Raw genomic sequence first — 22,632 nt, forward strand, 5'->3', positions numbered from 1 at the left:
AAAGGCAACCCGGATCATGTCGAAGGAGATAAAAAAACCCCGCCGGTAAGGGCGGGGTTCCTCAATCGACACAGAGCCGATTTAAAAGTTATAGCCAACAGTGAGGCCGACTGCGATTGCAGAATTATCAGTGAACTCAACACCGGCAGAGTCTGTCGCATCACCCAAAAGCGCGTATTCCACGCCACCGGTGAATTCTACATCGTTCATGGTGTAGCTGCCGCCAACGCCGAAGCTCGTTGTTCCATCTGTTGGGGCCAAGCGCGATGCAACGCCACCTGTGCCGTCCTCAAACGTGATCCGCCCAAAAACAGAAAGATCATCATTGATGCGGCGTCCAAGTCCGGCACGGTACGTGACGACGTCATCATCAATACCTGTTACGCGGTCGCCAGTGGCACCCTCGTAGAAGGCAGGGCGTACTTCCCAAACCGACCATTCCGCCCAGCGGATCGACCCAAATAGCAACGTGTCTTCCGCAATGCCGGATTGGAAATCCAGCGTTACCGCCTGTGGCAGTTGAATTTCTGTTTCGCTCTCCAATTGGGTCGCACCGCCGACAGCCTCTTCTGTGTCGAATTCATGTGTGACACCGCTTTCATAGGTCAAGGCGACCCGCAGCGCAATTTCAGGGCGCTCGTAGGCGGCCCCCACGACATATCCGACCTGAACATCGGAACTTGCCTGGGCTGTATATTCCGGGGTCGGCGCGCCTGCTGCCGCAGATGCCAACGCAGCGGGAATTGTAATTTCGGCATCCGACTGAACAATCGACAGGCCACCATAGAGGGAAACACCTTCAGCTGCTTTGAACTTACCCAAAACAGAAAGCTGCGTGCTGTTCCATTCAGCGGCAAGACCTGTATACGCGCCTGCTTCATAACTTGCATCTGCGCCGTATGGCTGAGTGATGAACAGGGCAACATCAAGGTCGCTGGTCACCGCATATTTCACGGCCGCGCCAAATGACAGATAACTTTCGGCCATATTATCCGTGGATCCGCCACCAAATGTTGCCGGATAGTCACCTGAGACTTCGGGCATGACAGAACTGAAAGATAACTGGGCGTAATTCCCATCTTCGAACAATACAGAATATGGATTGCCTGTCCGATCAATCCCCCCGGCGCTTGCGATGCTCGTTGTCAGCAGCAGCGCTGCGCCTGCCGTCATAACGTTTTTCATGTCCTCATCCCTGTCATGAATATTTTCTGTGCAGATCAGCTTAGAGAGCGCCTAACCTTTAGGTCAATTAATGACGCCACGTCAGAACGCGGCCTGCGCCGCGGCGTCACAAATTTACAATAGCGTCTGGCTTAGCCCACCCTAGATTGTGTTATGTTGAGGTAATTCGCCCCAAAGATCAATGCGGCCCCCACAAATACCAGCAGATCAATGGGCTCTTGGTAAAGCAGCATTCCGACAATCGCGATGGTCGGCAGGCGCACAAAATCAATGGGCATCACGATGCTGGCGGGCGCGATGCTCAGCGCTTTGGTCAGGCAGAAATGGGCCGTCAGACCGGCAAAGCCGATGACCACGACCCAGGGCAACGCTGCTTGCGACGGTGTCGCGATTTCGCCGTCAAGGCCGGCGCAGATCAGTCCAAAGATCGCCTGCATCACGGTCAGGTAGAACATGATGCATGTGATCGTCTCGGTTCGGGTCAGTTTGCGCGTAAAGATCGCGGTCAAGGCAAAGAAGATCGCACACCCCGCTGCCGCAATCAGCCCGGGGCTGATATTGCCGGGGTCGGGCCGGGCCACGATCAGGACCCCGCAAAAACCGATTGCAGCCGATAGCAGGCCAACCTTTGTCAGCTTTTCCCGCAGGATGAGTGGTGACAACAGGATGACCCAGACCGGCGTTGTAAATTCCAATGCAAAGACTTGCGCCAACGGGATCACCGCGATGGCATAGAACCAAAGGTTCTGCCCCGCGAAATGAAAGATATTGCGGGTCGCGTGCAATCCAAGCCGCTGCCGACGGATCTGTCCCAACGTCCCGGCCATCCAACCGATGATCAAAACTGTGATGATCCCCGTGATGCTGCGATAGAGCATGATTTCAAACGTATCGAGTTCAATGCTGACGGCCCGCCCGGCCACGGCCATGCCGGTAAAGGCCACAATCGCGCCGATCATCCAGAGCGCTGCAATCAGAACGTGGCTCACGGGGCGGGGCTGCAGCAGCCGGTCAACATGATGGGCACTTCGCCCTGTTGGGTCAGCACATGCGCGGCATAATTCGTGGTGTTGCATTGCCTTGCGTCAATGATCGCAATGGCACTGTCACGCGGCCCGATCAGCGTCAGGGCCCAGGGCCAGTCGCGCCCTTGGGCCTGCGCCCGCTGGGGGATGTCCATTTCGGAAAGCCCGCGGAAATCAAAGCGGGCCTGCGTGTCGGTCAGCTCCAGCGTCCAGTCCGGTGCCGTTCCCTGGCAGATCAGCGCGGGCAGTGGATCGGCAAGTGCCGCAACGGGCAGACATATGGCGATGATCAATGGGCGTAACATGGGCCGAGTAGTGACTTTCCACGCGGGATTTGCAAGGCTTGGCAAGCGCTGCAAAAGGATCAGTTCATGCGACTAGCCGTCATCGTCTCGTTTCTTGCAGGTCAGGTCGCCGCTGATCCGGTTGCGGCAATATCAGATGCCGCACAGGGCGCGTTTGCGCGCCTGCCGCAGGTCAGCCCGGTTGATGCGATTGGGGGCAATTGCGGGGCGGATGCGCATGTGAATAATCAGGTTGCCTACTGCACCTCGGCCAATCTCATTTATCTTAGCCGCGCCGCGGCCGCCTTACCGCAAGCCGCCTATCTTGTCGCCCATAGCTATGGGCATGCCATTCAGGTCCGGCATGGTGTCGCCGATTTTGCCCTGGCCCAGATCACCGCCCGCCGAGACGAAGAAGATATGCTGCGCGGTCTGGTTGCCCGGCAGGTTGATTGTATCGCGGGGTTTCTGTTTCACGAAGCAGGCCTGCCACCGGGCAGCTTGCAGGACTGGCTGGTGGCCGAGCCATTTGACGGCACCCATTGGGGGCGCAATCCGCTGCGGATTGGGCCACAGGTCAGCATCGGACTGGCCGAACGCGATCTGTGGTTTCAGCGCGGGCAGGGCGGCGATCTGGCCGCCTGCACGGTGGGCGAGCTGTCGTCGGCCTTGGTCGTGGCCGCATATCGGCCGGGTTAACTACCGGTTTTCGTGACTGTCGGACGATGTGGTATTGATGTTTAGTAAAGGGATTACACAAAGCGTTCGGATTTTTCGGATAAAAGGTTTTTGCAATGACAACATTTATTGATGGCGCGGGCGTCGAATGGCAGATCGACTACGAAGGATGCCTACAAATCCTGCGGCAATGGGCGCAGGCGAGGGCCCGGATGACCGCGCTTCGGGTCGTGACTGATAGCAGCGACATGCAAGAGATGCGTTTCGACGCAGACAAGTTTCGCCGGTTCAGAGAGCGCTATTACGACGAAGAAGGTGCCGCCTTCAGCGCAAGGCTGATCGCGGATGGCAGTGACGGGGTGCGGATGCTGGCCGCGAAATACGAGGATATTCCCCGGCTGCAGGAACAGGCGCAGGCCCGGTTTCGCCGGGTGACAAGCCATAACATGCACCGGGTCAACGAGAATGTGACCTTGGGCGAGAACATCGTCACCGGGTTGCAATTGACCCGCGATATCTCGGGGATCATCTTTATGTGCTGCATTCCGGCGGCCGCCGCATCAGGCGGGCTGTCGCTGGGCGGTGCGATGCTGGCCCGGCTGGGGGGCAGCGTGTTCCAGGGGGTTGGCACATGGCAGGATACCGGCAGCGCAATTGCGGGATTGGCCAGCGCCAATTTCGCCTTTACCTCAAGCCTGCTGTCCCTTCCGCCCAGTGCGGGCCGGGCGGCGCAGGTCGTCTTTTACATGCATAACACAACCAATACCGTCGTGCGTAATGCGGCCCTTGCGTATCTGACGCCCGGCCAGAACACGCGACCCTTTACCGAAACCCTGCGCAGTCAACTTGTGCAGGAAATCGGCGGGCAGGGGGCCGAGGCGCTTCTTGGTGCGATTGGCGGCAAGATCGCGACATCCGTCCTGCCCGTGCTTGTTGACGCCAGCGGCGGCAGCACCGCAAGTGCCGGTACGCTGAACGCCGCATTGGACCGGATCGCCGGCACGCCCGAGACGTTGCGCGGGGATGCATTGCGCAGTTGGATGGAGGAAAGACGTCAGGCCCAGAACAGGGCCGCTGCCGAGCTGGCCTGGACCCAAACACCGTTTTATCGGTTTATGGGAAGCGGCGACCGGCGCGATCTGCTGACCAGCAGCCAGCAATTCGTGAATGACAATCTGTTGCGTCCAACTTGATTATTCCCACTCGATCGTGCCGGGTGGTTTGCTGGTAATATCATAGGTCACGCGGTTGATGCCCGGGACCTCATTGATGATCCGCGTTGCCGTTTCGCCCAGAAACTCATGGCTGAACGGATAGTAGTCCGCCGTCATGCCATCGACTGACGTCACCGCCCGCAAGGCGCAGGCAAAATCATATGTGCGCCCATCGCCCATCACGCCCACTGTGCGCACCGGCAGGATCGCAACAAAGGCCTGCCAGATATCATCGTAAAGCCCATGCTTGCGGATCTGGTCAATATAGACCGCATCTGCCTTGCGCAGGATTTCGAGCTTTTCGCGGGTGATTTCACCCGGGCAGCGGATCGCCAGACCGGGGCCGGGGAACGGGTGCCGGCCAATGAAACTTGCGGGCAACCCCAACTCGCGGCCCAGGGCGCGCACTTCGTCCTTGAACAGCTCGCGCAGCGGTTCGACAAGCTTCAAACCCATCTTTTCGGGAAGGCCGCCAACATTGTGGTGCGACTTGATCGTCACCGATGGACCGCCGGAAAAGCTGACACTTTCGATGACATCGGGGTATAGCGTGCCTTGCGCCAGAAACGCCGCACCCTCGATCCCGTTGGCGTATTTCTGAAACACGTCGATGAACAATTTGCCGATGATCTTGCGCTTGTTTTCGGGGTCGCTGACACCTTCCAGCTCGCCCAGAAACAGGTCCTGCTCCTGCGCGTGGATCACATGCAGGTTCATGTGGTCGCGGAACATGCCCACAACCTCTTCGGCCTCGTTCAGGCGCAGCAGACCGTGGTCAACAAAAACGCATGTCAGCTGGTCGCCAACGGCCTCGTGAATCAATGCCGCCGCGACAGAGCTATCGACCCCGCCGGATAGCGCGCAAATCACATGGGCATCGCCGACCTGCTCGCGGATGGCGGCAATCGCCTGTTCGCGGTAGGCACCCATTGTCCAGTCACCCTTGAACCCGGCAAGCCGGACGAAATTCTCGTACAGTTTCGCGCCATTGGGCGTGTGATGGACTTCGGGGTGAAACTGCACCGCATAAAAGTTCCGGGCGACATCGGCCGTGATCGCAAAGGGGGCATTGGGCGAGGTGCCATAAACGGCAAATCCCGGCGCGATTTCAGAGACATGGTCGCCATGGCTCATCCAGACCTGCTCTTTGTCGGTGGCAAACCAGCCATCTAACAGCGTCAGTTTCCCCTCGGGTTTGACATAGGCCCGGCCAAACTCTGCCGTGCCTTCGCCACGGACAACCTTGCCGCCCAGCTGGGTCATCATGGTTTGCTGGCCATAGCAGATGCCAAGAACCGGCACGCCCATGTCGAACACGGCCTGCGGCGCGCGGGGCGATCCCTCGCGGGTCACGCTGTCGGGGCCGCCGGACAGGATCACCGCCTTGGGCGCAAAATCATGCAGCCATTCGGCGGTGACATTTTGATACGGGTGAATTTCGCAATAGACGCTGAGTTCGCGCAGACGACGGGCGATCAATTGCGTCACCTGGCTGCCGAAATCAATGATCAGAAGGCGTTCATGAGGCATATTTTCCATGGCGCCACCGGTAAAGCCAGTCTTGGGGTTGTGCAAGAGCCGACCACAAATTCTTGATGTCGATCCGCAATAGCGTGCTAGCCTCGATCCTGGGGAAGTACGGAGATTGACATGCATTCATTTGAACATGCGCTGGCCCGCGTGGCCGTGTGGAATTTGGCGGGCTTTGGGCGGATCAGCGCGGCCCGCCGGGCCAATCAGGCCAAGGGGTTGGCACTGCTTGATGCAGAATTCGTCACGCTGGTTGAGGTTAACCCGGCCAGCTATATTGACGATCTGGCAGCCGAGATCGCGCAATACGGGGTGCACTATACCACCACCATCTTGCCGCAACCCGGCGGTCTGCATATCGGGTTTCTGCACAAAACCGGGGTCGAGGTGACAGATCCGCGTTTTATCCCTGGCTCCAACGGGGACTATGCCGGTGGCAGGCTTGCGCTGGCTGTCGATATCAAGGTTGGAAAGCTGTCTGCGGTGGTGATCGGGGTGCATCTGAAATCGGGCCGAGACCGGCCAGAACAAGTGCTGCGCGACAGTCAATGCAGGGTGATCGGGGACTGGATCACAGATTTGCGGGCCACCCCGGGTACGATGCGCAAGACGATCATGCTGATGGGTGATTTCAACATGATCCCCGGACAGGATGTCAGCAACTTTCATCATCTAGGCGGTGATGATCTGATGGATTTTGTGTCGTGCTGGGACTTGCAGGACCGGTTCAGCCATATTCTGGAGAAAGGGCGCGCCAATCTGCTGGACGGGTTTGCCGTGTCGCGGACCTATTCCACCGATTATGTCCGCGGGTCACTGCGGCTGTTTCCGATGCATTGGACAATGGATATGGGGCGCGAAAAGTTCAAAGACGAGGTCTCGGATCATTTGCCATTTGTTGCCAGTTTCCGGCTCTTTTAGGTGTTGATGTCGTTTTCTGGTCGCAGGGGCCGCAAAATTTGCAAGGGGCGTGCGATACAGCGGCTATCACCATCCTGATCCAGTCGGCCAAGAGGACAAAAGATGTCAGATGCTCCAGTCAGAACAGGGCGCCGCGCCCGTGGGGGCGGTGGTGCCGCCCGGCGCGCTGAACGTACGGCGGTCAGCGTCGAAACGGCCAAGTATATCGAACGGAATGTGCCGAATTACGAGGTGCTGACTGACGCAGCCCTTGATGTGATTGAGGCGAATGCCGAAACTGTGCTGGCCGATATCGGCGTGAATTTTGTCGATAACCCGGCGGCACTTGCCCTGTGGAAGGACGCGGGCGCCGAGATTGACGGCGAGCGTGTGCGCATCCCGCGCGGACTGGCCCGCAAGCTATGCGCCACCGCCCCGTCGCAATTTACCCAGCATGCCCGCAATCCCGACCGGAACGTTGTCATTGGCGGCAAGAACCTTGTGCTGGCACCGGTTTACGGCCCGCCATTCGTCCGTGACGCAGAGGGCGGCCGCCGCTACGCGACGATGGCTGATTTCGAAAAATTCGTGAAGCTGGGCTATATGTCGAAATGGCTGCACCATTCCGGTGGTACGGTTTGCGAGCCGACGGATATTCCCGTCAACAAGCGCCATCTCGATATGCTGCTGGCGCATATGGTTTATAGCGACAAGCCGTTTATGGGGGCCGTGACGGAACCAAGCCGCGCACAGGATTCCGTTGAGATGTGCGAAATTCTGTTCGGCAAAGAGTTTGTGCAGGATCACACGGTGATGACCTCGCTGATCAATATCAACTCGCCCCTGACATTTGATGGCATCATGATGGGCGCGCTTGAGGTATTTGCGCGTAACAATCAGGCCTCGATCATCAGCCCGTTCATCGTGGGTGGCGCAATGGCACCTGTTTCGGTCGCCGGTACATTGACCCAGGTGCTTGCCGAAGTGCTGGCTGGTGTTGCCTATTCGCAATTGGTGCGCCCGGGCGCCCCGGTGATTTTTGGCACGTTTGTCACCTCGATTGACATGAATTCGGGCGCGCCGACCTTTGGCACCCCCGAGGCCAGCCATATCACCTATGGGGCGGGGCAACTGGCCCGTCGCCTTGGTTTGCCATATCGCTCGGCCGGGTCTTTCTGCGGCTCAAAGCTGCCTGACGCGCAAGCCGCCTATGAGACGGCCAACAGCCTGCAGATGGGGTTGTTGTCAGGGGTCAATTTCATGCTGCATGCCTGCGGTTGGCTGGAAGGCGGGCTTGTCGCCTCGTTCGAGAAGTTCGTGATGGATGCCGATCAACTGGGCACCCTGCATCACTTTGCGCGCGGTGTGGACCTGTCCGAGAACGGGCAGGCGATGGATGCCATTGCCGAGGTTGGTCCCGGTGGGCATTATCTGGGTTGCGCGCATACGCAGGCCAACTTCAAAGAGGCGTTCTGGCGGTCGGATCTATTGGATTACAAGCCCTTCGAGACCTGGGACGAAGAAGGTGCCCGAGATACACAAGTGCTTGCCACAGCCCGGGTCGCCCGGATGCTGGAAACCTATCGCCAGCCCATGCTTGATCCCACCATCGAATCCAATTTGCGCGCCTATGTGGCCGAAAAGAAAGCCAGTATGCCGGACGCGTTTGGATAGGGCCTAGGATCAGGACCCTAGATCACTTGCGGTCCGGTTGCCTGCATCAACCGGGCCTCGCCTGAAATGGCGATCAACACCTCGACATGAGCTGCCGGGCTGTAATTGGCTGAATTGGCCAGGCGCAGCGCGTTGATCTCTTCCTCGATCCCTAACAACCGGATCAGGGCGTCACCATGGCGGGGCAGGTTTTCAATCTGCAGAAGGCGGCGCAGGTGAATGTCGCGGCGATAGTCATCAACACCAAAGCGCACGGCGCGTGTCAGCAGTGTGGGCCGTTTGAGGGTGGCAAGTCTTGTATGAATATCCAACATGGCATGTCCTTTCGATTTCATCCGAGTCGGCGGCAGATTGGCACACGCTATGCGGGTGTTGCGTTATCGGATTTAGTTAAGAACGGTCCCGTCATCGCTGTTTATCTTTTGTAAACAATGCTTGTCGTACGAAAATGACGTTAACACTTGAGTAACCATACACGCCTAGGTTGTGTTGCCGATCCACTTGGTGATCGACGGGTTGCTGTTGGGTCTAGGGATTTGGGGTAAGGGACGCGTTGTTATGACAGCACAATCGGGCCAGCTGGGCCTTGGATATTTGCCTGTTTGGGTCCCCCAAGCAGCGCGACACTATCTGGAACACACCGAAGCCGGACATTCCATCCGGGCGCTGGCGCGGGCGAATGCGTGCCATCCATCGACAATATTGCGTCAGGTGCGCCGGTTCGAGATCCGGCGGGATGATCCATTGATCGACGCGGCGCTCAAGGCTTTGTCCCAAGAAATTCAACGATGTCATTCCAATCCAAGAGGGGAAATGGATAAAATGAATGTAGAATGCTGGAAAGGGGATCAGCTGCAAGCAAATGCAAGCTTGACGCAATCCCGGATTGATCAGGAAGCCAAGCGCATTTTGCGCAGGCTCTGCGAGCAAGGGGCCGTTCTTGCGGTGGCCCGCGAGATGGAAACAGCCGTTGTTGTCAGGGATACAATTGCGGGTGAACAATTGCGCACCGCCGTGGTTGATCGCGAGATCGCCCAGGCCATGGCGTTGAAGGACTGGATCACCTGTCCTGACCCGTCGGCCCGCATTGCGCGCTATTTCATTACCAATACCGGCCGCGCCGCGCTGCGCCGTCTTGTCGCCGAAGACGAAAACAAGGCGGGCGGTTTTCATGACCGGCGCGCCAAAACTGACGATGATGCAAGCTGGCATCTTGAGGAAATCGAAGAAACGCCGCGCCAGTCCAGCCGGTATTACGCCACCGAAAGCCCCTTGGTCGGGCTGGCCCGCCGCAAGGACCGCGATGGCAAACCTTTCCTGAAAAGAGACCTTGTCGCCGCAGGCGAGCGATTGCGCGAAGATTACGAACTGGCCCAGATCGGGCTGGAGCCGGTCGAAAGCTGGGATGCCTTTGTTACGGATGAGGGGCCGGAGATCCCCACAGACGGGCCTGCAGGGTCACTGGCGGCCCGGGCGCGGGTGCGTGCAGCCCTTGTTGATCTTGGGCCGGGGCTGGGTGATGTGGTCTTGCGCTGCTGCTGTTATCTGGAAGGTCTGGAGCAGACCGAAAAGAACATGGGCTGGTCGGCCCGGTCGGGAAAGATCGTCCTGCGCATCGCGCTGCATCGGCTGATGCGTCACTATGACGAAACGCAAGGACCTTATGGGCCGATGATCGGGTAGGGGCAGGGCATGCATGCGCTGCTCGCAATGCCGCCTTGCATCTGGTCTTGACCATTGGACATTCGGCGCCTGCAGCGCTAGCTAAGGAATGTGCAAGACGGAGACCTATCGTGGCAACGCGCGATCTGAAAATCCCGGCTCAACGCCATCCCGAAAAGCAGCGGCGCGCTGATGCGCCGCAGCCCAAGAAGCCCGACTGGATCAGGGTCAAGGCCCCGACCTCGGATGGCTACAAGCAGACCCGCGATATCATGCGCGAGCATAAGCTGGTGACCGTCTGCGAAGAGGCCGGCTGCCCGAATGTCGGCGAATGCTGGTCGCAGGGCCATGCGACGATGATGATCATGGGCGAGGTCTGCACGCGGGCCTGCACCTTCTGCAATATCGCCACCGGCAAACCGCCCGAGGCGCTGGACGTTTTTGAACCCGGGCGCGTGGCTGATGCGGTCAAGAAACTGGGACTGAACCACGTGGTCATTACCTCGGTGGATCGCGACGATGTCGAGGATGGCGGGGCAGAGCATTTCGCCCAAACGATCCGTGCGGTCCGCCGCCAGTCCCCCGGCACCACCATCGAAATTCTGACACCTGACTTTATCCGCTGTGATGACAGCGTCTTAAAGATCGTTGTTGATGCAAAGCCCGATGTCTTCAATCACAACCTCGAAACCGTTCCGGGCCTGTATCCAGAGGTGCGCCCGGGCGCGCGATATTTCCATTCACTGCGGTTGTTGCAACGGGTGAAAGAGCTTGATCCGTCCATGTTCACCAAGTCCGGGATCATGGTCGGCCTGGGCGAAGACCGCCAATCGGTCATTCAGGTCATGGAAGACATGCGCGCGGCCGACATTGATTTTCTGACGATCGGTCAGTACCTCCAGCCGACCCCGAAGCACCACAAAGTGGATCGCTTTGTCACCCCCGACGAATTCGCAGCCTATGAGAAGGCCGCCTATGGCAAGGGTTTCCTGATGGTGTCGGCCACGCCTTTGACCCGGTCATCCTATCACGCAGGCGATGATTTCGCCCGGCTGCGCGCCGCGCGCAACAAAAAGCTTGGCGTCAGCTAGCGGGATCGCAGATTGTTCGGGGTCAGCGCGTCTGGCCAGCCGAAAGCCGCATCAATCGCATAGAGAACCACGCAGATCGCCAGTATGGCCGCAACAAACCTGACCTTTTTGGCGGATGGCGGGTGCTGCGCCCAGCGTTTTGCCCGCAAGAACCAGATCGGGTTCATGCGGCATCATCAACAAAACGGACCTTGCCGATATAGGGCAGGTTCCGGTTGCGTTGGGCAAAGTCGATGCCGTAGCCCACGACAAACGCGTCGGGGATTTCAAAGCCGGTCCAGTAGGCCTTGAAATCGACCTCGCGGCGGGCGGGTTTATCAAGCAATGCAATGGTGCGCAGGCGGGCGGGATGACGGGTTTGCAGATAGTCGGTCACATGCGCCAGCGTGTGGCCGGTATCAACGATATCCTCGACGATCAGCACATCGCGCCCCTCAATCTGGCCCCGCAAGTCCTTGAGAATGCGCACTTCGCGGCTGCTTTCCATCCCGTCGCCGTAGCTTGATGCCTCCAGAAAATCGACTTCGACGGGCAGATCCAGCTCGCGCACCAGATCGGCGATAAAAACAAAGCTGCCGCGCAACAGGCCGATGACCACCAGCTTGTCGGTATCGGCGAACTCGGTTCGTATTTCGCGGGCCAGATCCTCGATCCGGGCGGCAATCGCCTTGGCACTGATCATCTCGTCTATGACATAGGGGCGGTGCGGCATGGCGACGTCTCATTCGTTCTTGGGTTGATCTTGGGGGCGATTGTAAGACATCCATGGGTGAAGTCACCCGCGAAAGCCGATCCATGCCGACCCATTCCGAGACGAAATTCCTGCCCTATAGCGCAGATCAGATGTATGATCTGGTTGCGGATGTTGCCAATTATCCCAAATTCCTGCCATGGACGGCGGCTGCGCGCATTCGCAGTGTCACGGATGAGGGCGACAAGACCGTGATGCTGGCGGATCTGGTCATTTCCTTCAAGGTGTTCCGCGAACGGTTCGGCAGTCGTGTTGTACTGCGCCCTGACGCACGCCAGATTGATACCGAATACCTTGATGGCCCCTTCCGGCACATGGAAAGCCAGTGGAATTTCAAGGATGTTGACGGGGGCTGTGAAGTGTCATTCTTCGTTGATTTCGAGTTCCGGAACCGCCTGTTGCAGGGTGCTGCCGGGATGTTCTTCAACGAGGCGATGCAGCGCGTCGTCCGCTCGTTCGAGCGGCGGGCGAAAGAGTTGCATGGGTGACCTGACGACGGCCATCTATAATGACGCGACCGCGCCGCCGACCGATCAGGCGCTTGCGGCAATGCGCCTGTCAATTGTCGATTGGATGGTCTGCGGGATCGCGGGATGCAATGAGCCTGCCCCACGAAAGCTGGCCGCGATGTTGCGGGCCGAAGCTGGGGCAGCCGATGCAGCCTGTTTTGGTGGTGGGCGCATGCCGATGCGCGCGGCTGCGTTATTCAACGGTGTCGCCTCGCATGTGCTGGACTATGACGACACGCATTTTGCCCATATCGGCCATGTGTCTGTTGGGGTGCTACCTGCCGCACTGGCCATTGCGGAGGTACAGGGAAGCCCGATCAGCGCGCTGACCCGCGCAGCACTTGCAGGCTGCGAAGGTGCGATCCGCATCGGCCTTGCCCTGGGGCGGGCGCATTACCAGATCGGCTTTCACCAGACCGCGACTGCGGGGACCTTTGGGGCAACGCTTGCGGCGACGCTTTTGTCTTCGGTTGATCCGACGGAACATATGCATGCGCTTGGGCTGGCTAGTACCCGTGCCAGCGGCATGAAGTCCCAATTCGGCACTGACGGGAAATCATTCAACGCCGGAATAGCCGCCAGCAACGGGGTAGAAGCCGCGTTATTGGCCGGTCATGGCTTCATCTCTGATCCCGACGGCTGGGATGGTCCGCAAGGTTTTATCGCGACCCATCATGGGGAATATGGCACGGCCCCGGCTGGTTTTCTGATGCCTGAGATCAGTCATAAATACCACGCTTGCTGCCATGGCCTGCATGCCGCGCTCGAGGCTTTTGCGGCGATTGATCCCGCAAAACGGGGCTCGTCGACGCGTATTGATGTGGCGGTTCACCCGAGGTGGATGTCGGTTTGTAACCTGCAGACCCCGGCAACCGGGCTGGAGGCCAAGTTCAGCTACAAGGCAGCGCTTGCGCTGGCGGCTGCAGGCTATGATACGGCTGCATTGGACACATATGCAGACAGGCATTTGCGCAACGATGCCGTGATCGCGGCCATGCAAAAGGTGCAAGTCAGTGCGGATCCCGGGCTTGGGGAAACAGCTGCCACGGTCACGGTGCGCGGACCAGACATGGTTGCAACGGCTTCATATGATATCTTGGCGCCGCAAAAGACGACGGAGCGGGGGGCGCGGTTGCGCCGTAAGTTAGCCGCGTTGATCGGGGCCGTGCGGGCGGAACGGATCTGGACGGCTGTCCATGACGACGCGGACCAACCGGTCAGTGTGCTGACCGCGTTGATGACGGCCCCCGCATGAAAAAGGCGCCCCGGATGGGACGCCTTCTGGATGTGATGGGGCAAATGCCTTAGCTGTTGAACTCGTAGGCCCGTTCGCCATGCACGGCCAGATCAAGGCCTGTGGTTTCCGTATCCTCGTCAACGCGCAATGGCATGACCAGACGGCAGATGAAGATCAGCACAACCGTGACGACCACCGTAAATACGCCCACAATCGCAAGCGAGCCCAGCTGCGCGGCCCATGAGCCCGCCCCGAACAGCGCGATCATGAGTGTCCCGAAGATGCCGCCCACGCCGTGGACCGCAAAGACATCCAGCGTATCGTCGATCTTGAACGCATTGCGGATCAGGTTCACCGCTTCCTGACACAGGATACCGGCAACAGCGCCGATGATCAGCGCCTCAATCGGGCCGACAAAACCAGAGGCTGGGGTGATGGATGCAAGCCCCGCAATCGTGCCGGTCACCATGCCCACAAGCGATGCCTTGCCGAATTTGATCCGCTCCCACAACGCCCAGGACAGTGATGCGGCGGCGGCGGAAATATGCGTGACCGTCAGCGCCATGGCCGCGCCACCGTCAGCGGCCAGTTGTGATCCGCCGTTAAAGCCGAACCAGCCGACCCACAGCATCGCAGCCCCGATCATGACCATGCCGGGATTGTGCGGTGGCTTGGATGGATCCTTGCGCGCGCCAAGGAAGATCGCCAGCACCAAAGCGGCCAGACCTGCCGTTTCATGCACCACGATGCCGCCTGCAAAGTCCTTGACGCCATCTGCGCCAAAGATGCCGCCATCCGCCAGCATGCCGCCGCCCCAGACCCAGTGAACAACCGGCGCATAGCACAGCAGCATCCAAAGGCCGGAAAACAGCAACACAAAGCCAAAGCCGATCCGTTCCACATAGGCGCCGACAATCAGTGCCGGGGTGATGATCGCAAATGTCATCTGAAAGGCGAAAAACAGGATCTCGGGCAGGGTGCCTGCCAATGTGTCGGCGTCAATGCCTGCCAGAAACGCCTTGTTTAACCCGCCCCAATATCCGTTGTCCGATCCGCCAAAGGCGATGGAGTAACCGACGGCAAACCAAAGCAGGCTCATCAAGCAGGCAATCGCATAGCAATGCATAAACACGCTGAGCACGTTGCGGGCGCGCACCAGCCCGCCGTAAAACAGGGCAAGCCCCGGCAATGTCATAAAGAGGACAAGGGCTGTGGCCACTATGATCCACGCTGTATCTGCTCCGTTCATCGTCAACTCCCACGGACTATTGATGTTATCGCGGGGTTAGGACCGGATTCGATTTGCCGGATAAAGCGGCAAGTGCTGCATGCGCCGCCCAATAATGCGGCAATACACATATCGCCCAATAATGCGGCACTATTTTGCGTAAAAGATTATAAATTAACCGTCGTGTTGATCTGCGGCCTGCAGCAGCAGTTGGACTGCATGTTCCGTTGCTGCCCGTCTGACAGCGGCCCGTCCGCGTGCCCCGAACGCGACCGTTTCGGTACGAACATTGCCACGCCATGCCAACCCAAAGCAAACCTGCCCTTCGGGTTTGTGGTCGGACCCGCCCGGTCCTGCGATCCCGGTGATGGCGACAGCAATCTGCGCGTCTGAATGGGTCAGCGCACCTTGGGCCATTTGCGCAGCGACCGGTTCGGACACGGCGCCATGCGCCGTTAACGTCGCGCTATCGACGCCAAGCATCCGTGTCTTGGCCGCGTTCGTATATGTCACAAAGCCCCGGTCAAAAATGGCCGAGCTTCCCGGAATATCCGTGATTGCTGCACTGACCATACCGCCGGTGCAGCTTTCTGCGGTTGCGATCATCAGCCCTTTGGTGCGGGCAACCTGCAGTAGCTTGGCGACCGTCACACCAGCACCACGTGATAAAGGCCGGCGAGCATGATCACGACAATCGCCGCCATTACGCCCGCGATCAGATCGTCCAGCATCACGCCCACGGCGTCGTCCTTCCGGTCGGCCCAGCCCACCGGCCCGGGCTTGGTGATGTCAAACAGGCGAAAGAACACAAACGCGGCGATCCATCCCGGCCATAGGGCCGTGATCGCCACCCCGTTGGCAGCGGCGCCAAAGGCAATGGGCAGGAGCGCGATCCATTGCCCGGCAACCTCGTCGATGACGATTTCCGAGGGGTCATGATCGGCCTTGCCGCGTGTTTCCACAACCGTCGCCCAGTAGCCCAGCCCCGCGCTGACCAAAACACCCAGCACCAGCCCCCACGGACCGCTCAGAACATAAATTACCCAGGCGGCGGGCAGGGCGGCCAGCGATCCCCAGGTGCCGGGGGCGGGGCGCATATGTCCGACGTAAAAGAAGGTGGCAATCAGGTGGGTCATGGTTTCAGCAACGTGACAGTTGCGATGCTGGCGATCCCTTCCTCGCGACCCGTAAACCCGAGCCGTTCAGATGTTGTGGCCTTGACGCTGACCCGGTTGATGTCGATCCCGATGATCGCGGCCAGTGTGGCGCGCATCGCCCCCTGATGCGGCCCGATCTTGGGGTATTCACAAACCAGCGTGCAGTCGACATTGCCGATCTGGAAACCTGCATCGGTAGCAAGCCCTGCTGCATGTTCCAGAAAGATATGACTTGCCGCACCTTTCCATTGCGGGTCCGACGGCGGGAAGTGTTGCCCGATATCACCCTGGCCCAACGCGCCATAGATCGCGTCGGTCACTGCATGCATGCCGACATCAGCATCTGAGTGTCCTTGCAATCCGCGGGTATGGGCCAGCTTCACACCGCATAGCCAGACATGATCGCCCGGCCCGAACCGATGCACGTCATACCCGTTCCCGCATCTTACATCCATGGATTGCCCCATCCTTGCGCCGCGCCTTGCGGGCTGATTTGAGGTCCTTCATCGCCCGATGCGGTCGGAAGGTCCAGTCCTGCTGCGGGGCATGATCCCATGCCCGCCAATGCGTAATCTGCTTTGCGTACACCCATAACGCCCAAAAATTAGGCACATGCTGCTTTTCACGCATCCGCGCTGTCGCATTCCGTTGTGGGGATACGGAATTTTCAATAACCATAGCGCCACGCACACCCTTTAAGCGGATGACTGTTTCTTTGGCGCTAGACGATTCCCTGCAACTTGATGATGTGGCCTTGCAGCCACCGGTTGCGCTTGCGCCGCTGGCGGGGATCACGGATCTGCCGTTTCGGCAATTGGTCGCGTCTTTTGGGGCAGGCTGGGTTGTCAGCGAAATGGTCGCCTCGCAAGAGATGGTGCAGGCCAAACCCGGGGTGCGGGAACGGGCCGAGCTGGGCTTTGATCAGGCGGGAACGGCGGTGCAGATTGCCGGCCGCGAGGCGCATTGGATGGCCGAAGCGGCGCGCATGGTCGCGGCCAATGGCGCCGCGATGATTGATATCAACATGGGTTGCCCCGCCAAGAAGGTGACCAACGGATATTCGGGGTCGGCACTTTTGCGCACGCCCGATCACGCGCTGTCGTTGATCGAGGCCGTTGTAAATGCCGTTGATGTGCCCGTGACGCTGAAAACACGGCTGGGTTGGGATAGCGACAGCCTGAACGCGGCCGACATCGCCCGCCGGGCCGAGGCGGCAGGCGTTCAGCTGATCACCATTCATGGGCGCACCCGGTGCCAGTTTTACAAAGGGTCCGCCGACTGGGCGGCGATCCGGGCGATCAAGGATGCGGTGACGATCCCGGCTATTGCCAATGGCGATATTGTCGACGCGCCAACGGCCCGCAAGGCGCTGACCCAATCGGGGGCAGATGGCGTGATGATCGGGCGCGGTGCGCAGGGCAAACCATGGCTGCTGGCGCAGGTAGCGGCCAGCCTGCATGGATTGCCAATGCCGCGTGTACCGCGCGGGCATGATCTGGTGGATCTGGTCTGCGGACATTACGAGGCGATGCTGTCTTTCTATGGCCAGACCCTTGGCAGCAAGGTCGCGCGCAAACATCTGGGGTGGTATATGGATGATGCGGCCACACCGGCGCCGTTGCGAAAGGCCATCCTGACCCATCCGACACCTGATAGGGTGCTGCGTGATCTGCCTGACGCCCTGCAGGCATTGGTGGCGGCATGATTGTGGACACGGCCCTTTGGTCATCATTGCCGGTGCCTGCGATGATGATCAACGCAGATGACGCGATCACCTTGTGCAACCCGGCGGCCGAAAGCTTTCTGAATGTGTCGGCCAAGGCGCTTGAAGGGCGCAAGCTTTGGGAAAATGTGATGATTGACGCGCCGCTTGAGGGGCCCTTTGCCCGCGCGCGCGACAACCGGACATCGTTATTCGTCAACGACGTGCTGGTCGGCAATGGCGAGCGGCCCCCGATGCTTTGCAATGTGCAGTTTGCGCCCTTGCAGGGGCACGCGGCCACGATGATCGTCATGATCAGCCCGCGCGAGATTGCCAGCCGCATCAATCAGCATCATTCCTCGGGCAAGGCCGCCAAATCCGCCATCGGGATGGCGGAAATGCTTGCGCATGAAATCAAGAACCCGCTGGCCGGCATCACCGGTGCCGCCCAACTCTTGTCGATGGGTCTGAGCGCGGAAGATCAGGAAATGACCGATCTGATCGTCGAAGAAAGCCGGCGCATCGTGAAACTGCTCGAACAGGTCGAGCAATTTGGCAACCTGCGCCCACCGGTTCTGAAACCCGTCAATATTCATGACGTGCTGGAACGGGCGCGCCAATCCGCGTCTGTGGGTTTTGGCGCGCATATGCTGATTGTCGAGGATTACGATCCGTCGCTGCCCCAGACCATTGCGGATGCCGACCAGCTTTTGCAGGTGTTTCTGAACCTTCTGAAAAATGCGTCAGAGGCCACCAAGGAAGGCGGTCAAATTCGGCTGCACACCTTTTATGACGGGTCGCTGCGGGTCCAACGCCGGGATGGCACAAAGGCTAGCCTGCCATTGCAGGTCGAGATTATCGACAACGGGCCGGGCTTGCCGCCGGCCATTGCGGACGATGTGTTTGAACCCTTTGTGTCGGGCAAGGAAAACGGCACCGGCCTCGGGCTGGCGCTTGTCTCGAAACTGATCGGGGATGCTGGCGGCTGGATATCGGTTGATAGCGTCCCCGGCCGGACAGTGTTCAGAATATCGCTGCCGCGCGCGCCCAAAGACACGACCACAGGAGAAGAATAATGGACGGAACCGTTCTTGTTGCAGATGATGATCGGACCATCCGGACCGTGCTGACCCAGGCGTTGACCCGCGCGGGCTGCAAGGTGCACGCAACCTCTTCGCTGGTGACACTGCGCCGCTGGGTGGACGAGGGTAAAGGTGATCTGGTGATCTCTGACGTGGTGATGCCGGACGGGAACGGTCTTGAACAATTGCCAGAGATTGCCGCCGTCCGGCCGGGGCTGCCCGTGATCGTCATCTCGGCACAGAACACGATCATGACCGCAATTCAGGCGGCCGAGGCGGAAGCCTATGATTATCTGCCCAAGCCGTTTGATCTGCCGGACCTGATGAAACGCGCCGCCCGGGCGCTGGAGGTCAAGCGCCGCGCGCCCATGTCCCGGATCAGTGATGGCGCGGCTGAACAGGGCGATGATCTGCCTTTGGTGGGGCGTACGGCTGTTATGCAGGCGCTGTATCGTCTTGTGGCGCGGGTGATGAACACGCAATTGCCTGTCCTGATCACAGGCGAAAGCGGTACCGGCAAATCGCTGATTGCGCGCGCTGTGCATGACTTTTCAGACCGGCGCAGCCTGCCATTTGTCACTGTCACAGCCAGCGACCTGGAAGGCATGGACGGCCCCTCGACGGTGTTGAGCAAGGCAAAGGGCGGCTCGATCCTGTTTGACGAGGTGGCAGATCTGTCACCCGACGCGCAGATCCGGGTCGTGCGCATGCTTGACGCGCTTGGTGACAATGCCCCGCGGATCATGTCCACGTCTCAGCTTGATCTGATGAGCCGGATGGAAGATGGGGGCTTCCGCGAGGATCTGTTCTACCGGCTTGGCGGGGTGACCGTTGCGGTACCGTCCTTGCGCGAACGGGTCGACGACATCCCCCTGTTGGCGGATCATTTTCTGGCCCGGGCCGAGCGTGACGGCGCACCGGCACGTCGTTTTGGTGATTCTGCGCTTGATCTTGTCCGCGCCTATAGCTGGCCCGGCAATGTCAGACAGCTGGAAAATGCGGTCCGCAGACTGGTCTTTACCGCCGCCGAAGAAGAGATCACCCGCAGTGAGGTCGAGATGGTGCTGGGCAACCAGCCCGCGATAGAGCCGCTCCGCTCGGGCGGGGAGGGCGAAAAGCTTTCTGCAAGTGTTGCCAAGCACTTGCGACGCTACTTTGATCTGCATGGCGGGGTGCTGCCACCGCCGGGTCTGTACAATCGGATCCTTAAGGAGGTCGAGGGCCCCCTGATTGAAATCGCGCTTGAGGCCACTGGCGGCAATCAGGCGAAATGTGCCGATCTGCTGGGGATCAATCGCAATACGCTGCGCAAGAAGATCACCGATCTCGATATCCGCGTGACACGGCGCCGTAAGTTGATGTAAAACCGCAACAGAACCGTGGCGGTGCTGCGTCAGCGTCGCATAAAGACCACGGATAACGGCGGTAATTGTGGGCTTGCCCACGGCAACAACAGGGCTTGGCGCGTGCGGCGTACCCTATCGGGACTCAATTTTGGGCGGTTCAGCCGGTGGCAACGCCAGCGGCATGTGCGCAGCGCGGTTACCATGGGTTTGGTGCTGCTTGCGCCCATTCTTGCGGCCGCGACCTATATCGTTGTAGGCCCGCTTGATCGCGGCGCGTCTTCCAATCTATTGCGTACTGTTCTGCTGATTGATCTAGTCTATGTGCTGATCGTCACCGCGCTGGTCATGGGGCAGGTGGCCCGGATGATCGCGGCCCGCCGGGCGAAATCGGCGGGGTCCCGGCTTCACCTGCGGCTGACGGGGGTTTTTGCACTATCCGCGCTGATCCCCATCGTCCTTGTCGCGGTCTTTTCCGTTACCTTGATATCTATCGCGCTGGAGGGGCTTTTTTCCGAACCAGTGGGCAATGTGCTGCGCACGTCGCTGACGACGGCCAAAGCCTACGAGGAAGAACACCGCCAGGAACTGACCCGCGACGGGCAGGCCGTGGCGGCCTATCTGAACCGCGAGCGGCAGCGCAATCTGTTCATGGATGATGGCGAGGTCCGGCGCGTGCTGGGCGATGTGCGCGGACAGATTGATCTGCTGCTGACCGAGGTGTTTGTGCTGGACGGCGCCGGCAAGATCGCGGCCCGGGGCGCAGGTGTCTACGAATTCGACTACGAAAAGCCGGACGCGGACGCGTTTGCGCTGGCTCATGAGGATGGCATCGCCATTGTCGAGGACCCCCGCAACAATGAATTCCGCGCGCTGATCCCCCTGTCGGGATTTCGCGACCGGTATCTTTATGTGACACGCGAGGTTGATGGCAACGTCTTGTCATTGCTGGATGACACCACCGAAACGGTCGAACAATACGAGGCACTTGCGTCGGAACGGGGGCAATTGCTGTTTCAGTTCGGGCTGCTTTATCTGGGCTTTGCGGTGATCCTGATCCTGGGCGCGATCTGGCTGGCGCTGTGGTTTGCCGAACGTCTCTCGCGGCCGGTGGGTCGCTTGGTGTCAGCGTCCCAGCGGGTCGGATCGGGTGATCTGAACGTGCGGGTGATCGAAGATGACGGTGATGACGAAATCTCGCAGCTGGGTCACTACTTCAACCAGATGACCGGCCGGCTGAAAGGACAGCGGGATGAGTTGCTGGAAACCAACCGGCTGACCGAACGGCGGCGGCGCCTGTTCGATTCTGTGCTCAGCTCTGTCACATCTGGTGTGGTGGGGCTGGATGAAGATGGCCGGATCGCGTTTGTGAACCCGTCCGCAAAGCGCCTTTTGTCGGTTGGGGCCGAACAGGCCGATACCGCGCTGTCTGTAGCTATCCCTGAATTTGGGGCCTTGTTTGACCGGGTGCGCAGTGCGGGCAGCGACAGCGTGCAGGACCAGATCAACCTTGTCCGCAAAGGCCAGCAGGAAAGCCTGTTGGTGCGCATGTCCCCCCGCCGCAACGCCGATGGTGCGCTGGAAGGGTATGTTGTGGCCTTTGACGACGTCACCGATCTGGTCAGCGCGCAGCGGATGGCGGCCTGGGGTGACGTGGCCCGACGGATTGCGCATGAGATCAAGAACCCGCTGACCCCGATCCAGCTATCCGCCGAACGGATCAAGCGGAAATTCAGCAAGCAGGTGGGCGCCGAGTCCGAGAAGCTGGACCAGATGACGGATGTCATCGTCCGCCAGACCACGGATCTGCGCCGTATCGTCGATGAATTCTCGAAATTCGCCCGCATGCCTGAACCGCAGCTCAAGATCAGCGATCTGACGAAACTGATCAAGGATGCCGTGACCCTGCAGCGCGCAGGTCAACCCACCGTGCGCATCACAGCCGACCTGCCGGACGAGGCGATCCTGGCCGAACTTGATGGCACCATGATTTCGCAGGCGCTGACAAACCTTATCAAGAATGCGGGCGAAGCCACGGAAACATATATCGAAAATGGCGCACCAGCTGATTTCAAGCCGCAGATCAGGGTGGATCTGGCGCGGGATGCTGACGCGATCACCGTCACGATTGCGGATAACGGGATCGGCCTGCCCGAGGATCGCAGCCGCCTGTTTGAGCCTTACGTAACGACCCGGGACAGCGGCACCGGGCTTGGCCTGCCCATCGTGAAGAAAATCATCGAAGAACATGGCGGCACGCTGAGCTTGTCAGACGCTGCACCATTTGACGGGCAAGACCATGCCGGGGCCTGCGCGACCATTCAACTTCCTGTGGCGCCGGCACGGTCGCAGACAACAAAAATACCAGCATGAGGGCATT

Annotated in this window: 22 protein-coding genes and 1 pseudogene; 12 read left to right on the top strand and 11 right to left on the bottom strand. The window is 59.5% G+C overall.

The window, feature by feature from the left end:
• Positions 1-81: 81 nt before the first annotated feature.
• The 3 genes from AABB31_RS03475 to AABB31_RS03485 all read right to left on the bottom strand — a co-directional run bounded on the left by AABB31_RS03475 (position 82) and on the right by AABB31_RS03485 (position 2,515).
• The gene (locus AABB31_RS03475; protein ID WP_373635431.1) at positions 82-1,185 is read right to left on the bottom strand and encodes an OmpP1/FadL family transporter; all 1,104 of its coding nucleotides are present in this window, start codon (positions 1,183-1,185) and stop codon (positions 82-84) included.
• Between the two features lie 131 nt (positions 1,186-1,316).
• Positions 1,317-2,174, bottom strand: coding sequence for a DMT family transporter (locus tag AABB31_RS03480; RefSeq protein WP_342075828.1), 858 nt, complete (start codon positions 2,172-2,174; stop codon positions 1,317-1,319).
• On the bottom strand, positions 2,171-2,515 hold the full coding sequence (locus AABB31_RS03485) for a hypothetical protein (protein ID WP_342075827.1): 345 nt from the start codon (positions 2,513-2,515) through the stop codon (positions 2,171-2,173). The genes AABB31_RS03480 and AABB31_RS03485 overlap by 4 nt, the downstream gene beginning before the upstream one ends.
• Positions 2,516-2,581: 66 nt before the next feature.
• Here AABB31_RS03485 and AABB31_RS03490 point away from each other — a divergent pair, with 66 nt between their 5' ends.
• Both AABB31_RS03490 and AABB31_RS03495 read left to right on the top strand, forming a co-directional pair.
• Positions 2,582-3,193 (top strand): hypothetical protein, encoded by a 612-nt coding sequence (locus AABB31_RS03490; RefSeq protein WP_342075826.1) that lies wholly within the window; start codon positions 2,582-2,584, stop codon positions 3,191-3,193.
• A 95-nt stretch (positions 3,194-3,288) separates the two neighbouring features.
• Positions 3,289-4,365: a hypothetical protein gene (locus tag AABB31_RS03495; RefSeq protein WP_373635432.1), complete on the top strand. Its 1,077-nt coding sequence runs from the start codon at positions 3,289-3,291 to the stop codon at positions 4,363-4,365.
• Here AABB31_RS03495 and guaA read toward each other — a convergent pair whose 3' ends face one another.
• Positions 4,366-5,925, bottom strand: a complete 1,560-nt coding sequence (guaA, locus tag AABB31_RS03500; protein WP_342075823.1) for a glutamine-hydrolyzing GMP synthase — start codon at positions 5,923-5,925, stop codon at positions 4,366-4,368.
• Between the two features lie 111 nt (positions 5,926-6,036).
• Between guaA and AABB31_RS03505 the strand changes: the two genes are divergently transcribed.
• Both AABB31_RS03505 and AABB31_RS03510 read left to right on the top strand, forming a co-directional pair.
• Positions 6,037-6,837: a GMP synthase gene (locus AABB31_RS03505; protein ID WP_342075822.1), complete on the top strand. Its 801-nt coding sequence runs from the start codon at positions 6,037-6,039 to the stop codon at positions 6,835-6,837.
• A gap of 102 nt (positions 6,838-6,939) precedes the next feature.
• Complete coding sequence (locus tag AABB31_RS03510; RefSeq protein WP_373635433.1) at positions 6,940-8,490, top strand: trimethylamine methyltransferase family protein; 1,551 nt, start codon at positions 6,940-6,942, stop codon at positions 8,488-8,490.
• Between the two features lie 17 nt (positions 8,491-8,507).
• Here AABB31_RS03510 and AABB31_RS03515 read toward each other — a convergent pair whose 3' ends face one another.
• On the bottom strand, positions 8,508-8,804 hold the full coding sequence (locus AABB31_RS03515; protein ID WP_373635434.1) for a DUF6477 family protein: 297 nt from the start codon (positions 8,802-8,804) through the stop codon (positions 8,508-8,510).
• Positions 8,805-9,048: 244 nt separating this feature from the next.
• On the opposite strand from AABB31_RS03515, the gene AABB31_RS03520 reads away from it, so the two are divergent.
• Positions 9,049-10,173, top strand: coding sequence for a DUF6456 domain-containing protein (locus tag AABB31_RS03520; RefSeq protein ID WP_373635435.1), 1,125 nt, complete (start codon positions 9,049-9,051; stop codon positions 10,171-10,173).
• A gap of 110 nt (positions 10,174-10,283) precedes the next feature.
• Positions 10,284-11,243 (top strand): lipoyl synthase, encoded by a 960-nt coding sequence (gene lipA, locus AABB31_RS03525; protein WP_342075820.1) that lies wholly within the window; start codon positions 10,284-10,286, stop codon positions 11,241-11,243.
• Here the strand turns inward: lipA and AABB31_RS03530 are convergent.
• Positions 11,240-11,410: a hypothetical protein gene (locus AABB31_RS03530; protein ID WP_342075819.1), complete on the bottom strand. Its 171-nt coding sequence runs from the start codon at positions 11,408-11,410 to the stop codon at positions 11,240-11,242. The two genes, lipA and AABB31_RS03530, sit on opposite strands and share 4 nt — an antisense overlap.
• Complete coding sequence (gene hpt, locus AABB31_RS03535; RefSeq protein ID WP_342075818.1) at positions 11,407-11,955, bottom strand: hypoxanthine phosphoribosyltransferase; 549 nt, start codon at positions 11,953-11,955, stop codon at positions 11,407-11,409. Before hpt ends, AABB31_RS03530 begins: the two co-directional genes overlap by 4 nt.
• A gap of 83 nt (positions 11,956-12,038) precedes the next feature.
• Here hpt and AABB31_RS03540 point away from each other — a divergent pair, with 83 nt between their 5' ends.
• Together AABB31_RS03540 and AABB31_RS03545 are read left to right on the top strand one after the other, a co-directional pair.
• Entirely contained in the window at positions 12,039-12,482 is a 444-nt protein-coding gene (locus AABB31_RS03540) for a type II toxin-antitoxin system RatA family toxin (protein ID WP_342078896.1), read from the top strand.
• Positions 12,475-13,758, top strand: a complete 1,284-nt coding sequence (locus tag AABB31_RS03545; protein ID WP_342075817.1) for an MmgE/PrpD family protein — start codon at positions 12,475-12,477, stop codon at positions 13,756-13,758. The genes AABB31_RS03540 and AABB31_RS03545 overlap by 8 nt, the downstream gene beginning before the upstream one ends.
• Positions 13,759-13,807: 49 nt before the next feature.
• Here AABB31_RS03545 and AABB31_RS03550 read toward each other — a convergent pair whose 3' ends face one another.
• From AABB31_RS03550 to ispF, 4 genes and pseudogenes are all read right to left on the bottom strand, one after another.
• Complete coding sequence (locus AABB31_RS03550) at positions 13,808-14,989, bottom strand: ammonium transporter (RefSeq protein WP_342075816.1); 1,182 nt, start codon at positions 14,987-14,989, stop codon at positions 13,808-13,810.
• Positions 14,990-15,142: 153 nt separating this feature from the next.
• Positions 15,143-15,619 (bottom strand): CinA family protein, encoded by a 477-nt coding sequence (locus AABB31_RS03555; RefSeq protein ID WP_342075815.1) that lies wholly within the window; start codon positions 15,617-15,619, stop codon positions 15,143-15,145.
• Entirely contained in the window at positions 15,616-16,104 is a 489-nt protein-coding gene (locus AABB31_RS03560; RefSeq protein WP_342075814.1) for a phosphatidylglycerophosphatase A, read from the bottom strand. The genes AABB31_RS03555 and AABB31_RS03560 overlap by 4 nt, the downstream gene beginning before the upstream one ends.
• A pseudogene (ispF, locus tag AABB31_RS03565) lies at positions 16,101-16,592 on the bottom strand (2-C-methyl-D-erythritol 2,4-cyclodiphosphate synthase); the annotation flags it as partial. The gene AABB31_RS03560 and the pseudogene ispF, both read right to left, overlap by 4 nt.
• Before the next feature lie 236 nt (positions 16,593-16,828).
• On the opposite strand from ispF, the gene dusB reads away from it, so the two are divergent.
• The 4 genes from dusB to AABB31_RS03585 all read left to right on the top strand — a co-directional run bounded on the left by dusB (position 16,829) and on the right by AABB31_RS03585 (position 22,625).
• Positions 16,829-17,830, top strand: a complete 1,002-nt coding sequence (dusB, locus tag AABB31_RS03570; protein WP_342075813.1) for a tRNA dihydrouridine synthase DusB — start codon at positions 16,829-16,831, stop codon at positions 17,828-17,830.
• Entirely contained in the window at positions 17,827-18,903 is a 1,077-nt protein-coding gene (locus tag AABB31_RS03575; RefSeq protein ID WP_342075812.1) for an ATP-binding protein, read from the top strand. The genes dusB and AABB31_RS03575 overlap by 4 nt, the downstream gene beginning before the upstream one ends.
• The gene (locus AABB31_RS03580; protein WP_373635436.1) at positions 18,903-20,273 is read left to right on the top strand and encodes a response regulator; all 1,371 of its coding nucleotides are present in this window, start codon (positions 18,903-18,905) and stop codon (positions 20,271-20,273) included. The genes AABB31_RS03575 and AABB31_RS03580 overlap by 1 nt, the downstream gene beginning before the upstream one ends.
• Positions 20,274-20,456: 183 nt before the next feature.
• The gene (locus tag AABB31_RS03585; RefSeq protein ID WP_373635831.1) at positions 20,457-22,625 is read left to right on the top strand and encodes an ATP-binding protein; all 2,169 of its coding nucleotides are present in this window, start codon (positions 20,457-20,459) and stop codon (positions 22,623-22,625) included.
• The last annotated feature ends 7 nt before the right edge of the window (positions 22,626-22,632 follow it).

This window comes from Yoonia sp. SS1-5 (assembly GCF_038443705.2).
Classification (GTDB): Bacteria; Pseudomonadota; Alphaproteobacteria; order Rhodobacterales; family Rhodobacteraceae; genus Yoonia; species Yoonia rhodophyticola.

What these genes read in the sequence shown, in the direction of transcription:
- AABB31_RS03530 (WP_342075819.1), bottom strand. Translation starts at nt 11,410, where the DNA reads ATGAACCCGATCTGGTTCTTGCGGGCAAAACGCTGGGCGCAGCACCCG.
- AABB31_RS03585 (WP_373635831.1), top strand. Translation starts at nt 20,457, where the DNA reads ATGGGTTTGGTGCTGCTTGCGCCCATTCTTGCGGCCGCGACCTATATC.
- AABB31_RS03545 (WP_342075817.1), top strand. Translation starts at nt 12,475, where the DNA reads ATGGGTGACCTGACGACGGCCATCTATAATGACGCGACCGCGCCGCCG.
- AABB31_RS03580 (WP_373635436.1), top strand. Translation starts at nt 18,903, where the DNA reads ATGGACGGAACCGTTCTTGTTGCAGATGATGATCGGACCATCCGGACC.
- AABB31_RS03490 (WP_342075826.1), top strand. Translation starts at nt 2,582, where the DNA reads ATGCGACTAGCCGTCATCGTCTCGTTTCTTGCAGGTCAGGTCGCCGCT.
- AABB31_RS03515 (WP_373635434.1), bottom strand. Translation starts at nt 8,804, where the DNA reads ATGTTGGATATTCATACAAGACTTGCCACCCTCAAACGGCCCACACTG.
- AABB31_RS03560 (WP_342075814.1), bottom strand. Translation starts at nt 16,104, where the DNA reads ATGACCCACCTGATTGCCACCTTCTTTTACGTCGGACATATGCGCCCC.
- AABB31_RS03505 (WP_342075822.1), top strand. Translation starts at nt 6,037, where the DNA reads ATGCATTCATTTGAACATGCGCTGGCCCGCGTGGCCGTGTGGAATTTG.
- AABB31_RS03540 (WP_342078896.1), top strand. Translation starts at nt 12,039, where the DNA reads ATGCCGACCCATTCCGAGACGAAATTCCTGCCCTATAGCGCAGATCAG.
- AABB31_RS03520 (WP_373635435.1), top strand. Translation starts at nt 9,049, where the DNA reads ATGACAGCACAATCGGGCCAGCTGGGCCTTGGATATTTGCCTGTTTGG.
- AABB31_RS03510 (WP_373635433.1), top strand. Translation starts at nt 6,940, where the DNA reads ATGTCAGATGCTCCAGTCAGAACAGGGCGCCGCGCCCGTGGGGGCGGT.
- hpt (WP_342075818.1), bottom strand. Translation starts at nt 11,955, where the DNA reads ATGCCGCACCGCCCCTATGTCATAGACGAGATGATCAGTGCCAAGGCG.
- AABB31_RS03550 (WP_342075816.1), bottom strand. Translation starts at nt 14,989, where the DNA reads ATGAACGGAGCAGATACAGCGTGGATCATAGTGGCCACAGCCCTTGTC.
- AABB31_RS03575 (WP_342075812.1), top strand. Translation starts at nt 17,827, where the DNA reads ATGATTGTGGACACGGCCCTTTGGTCATCATTGCCGGTGCCTGCGATG.
- dusB (WP_342075813.1), top strand. Translation starts at nt 16,829, where the DNA reads ATGACTGTTTCTTTGGCGCTAGACGATTCCCTGCAACTTGATGATGTG.
- guaA (WP_342075823.1), bottom strand. Translation starts at nt 5,925, where the DNA reads ATGGAAAATATGCCTCATGAACGCCTTCTGATCATTGATTTCGGCAGC.
- AABB31_RS03475 (WP_373635431.1), bottom strand. Translation starts at nt 1,185, where the DNA reads ATGAAAAACGTTATGACGGCAGGCGCAGCGCTGCTGCTGACAACGAGC.
- AABB31_RS03485 (WP_342075827.1), bottom strand. Translation starts at nt 2,515, where the DNA reads ATGTTACGCCCATTGATCATCGCCATATGTCTGCCCGTTGCGGCACTT.
- AABB31_RS03495 (WP_373635432.1), top strand. Translation starts at nt 3,289, where the DNA reads ATGACAACATTTATTGATGGCGCGGGCGTCGAATGGCAGATCGACTAC.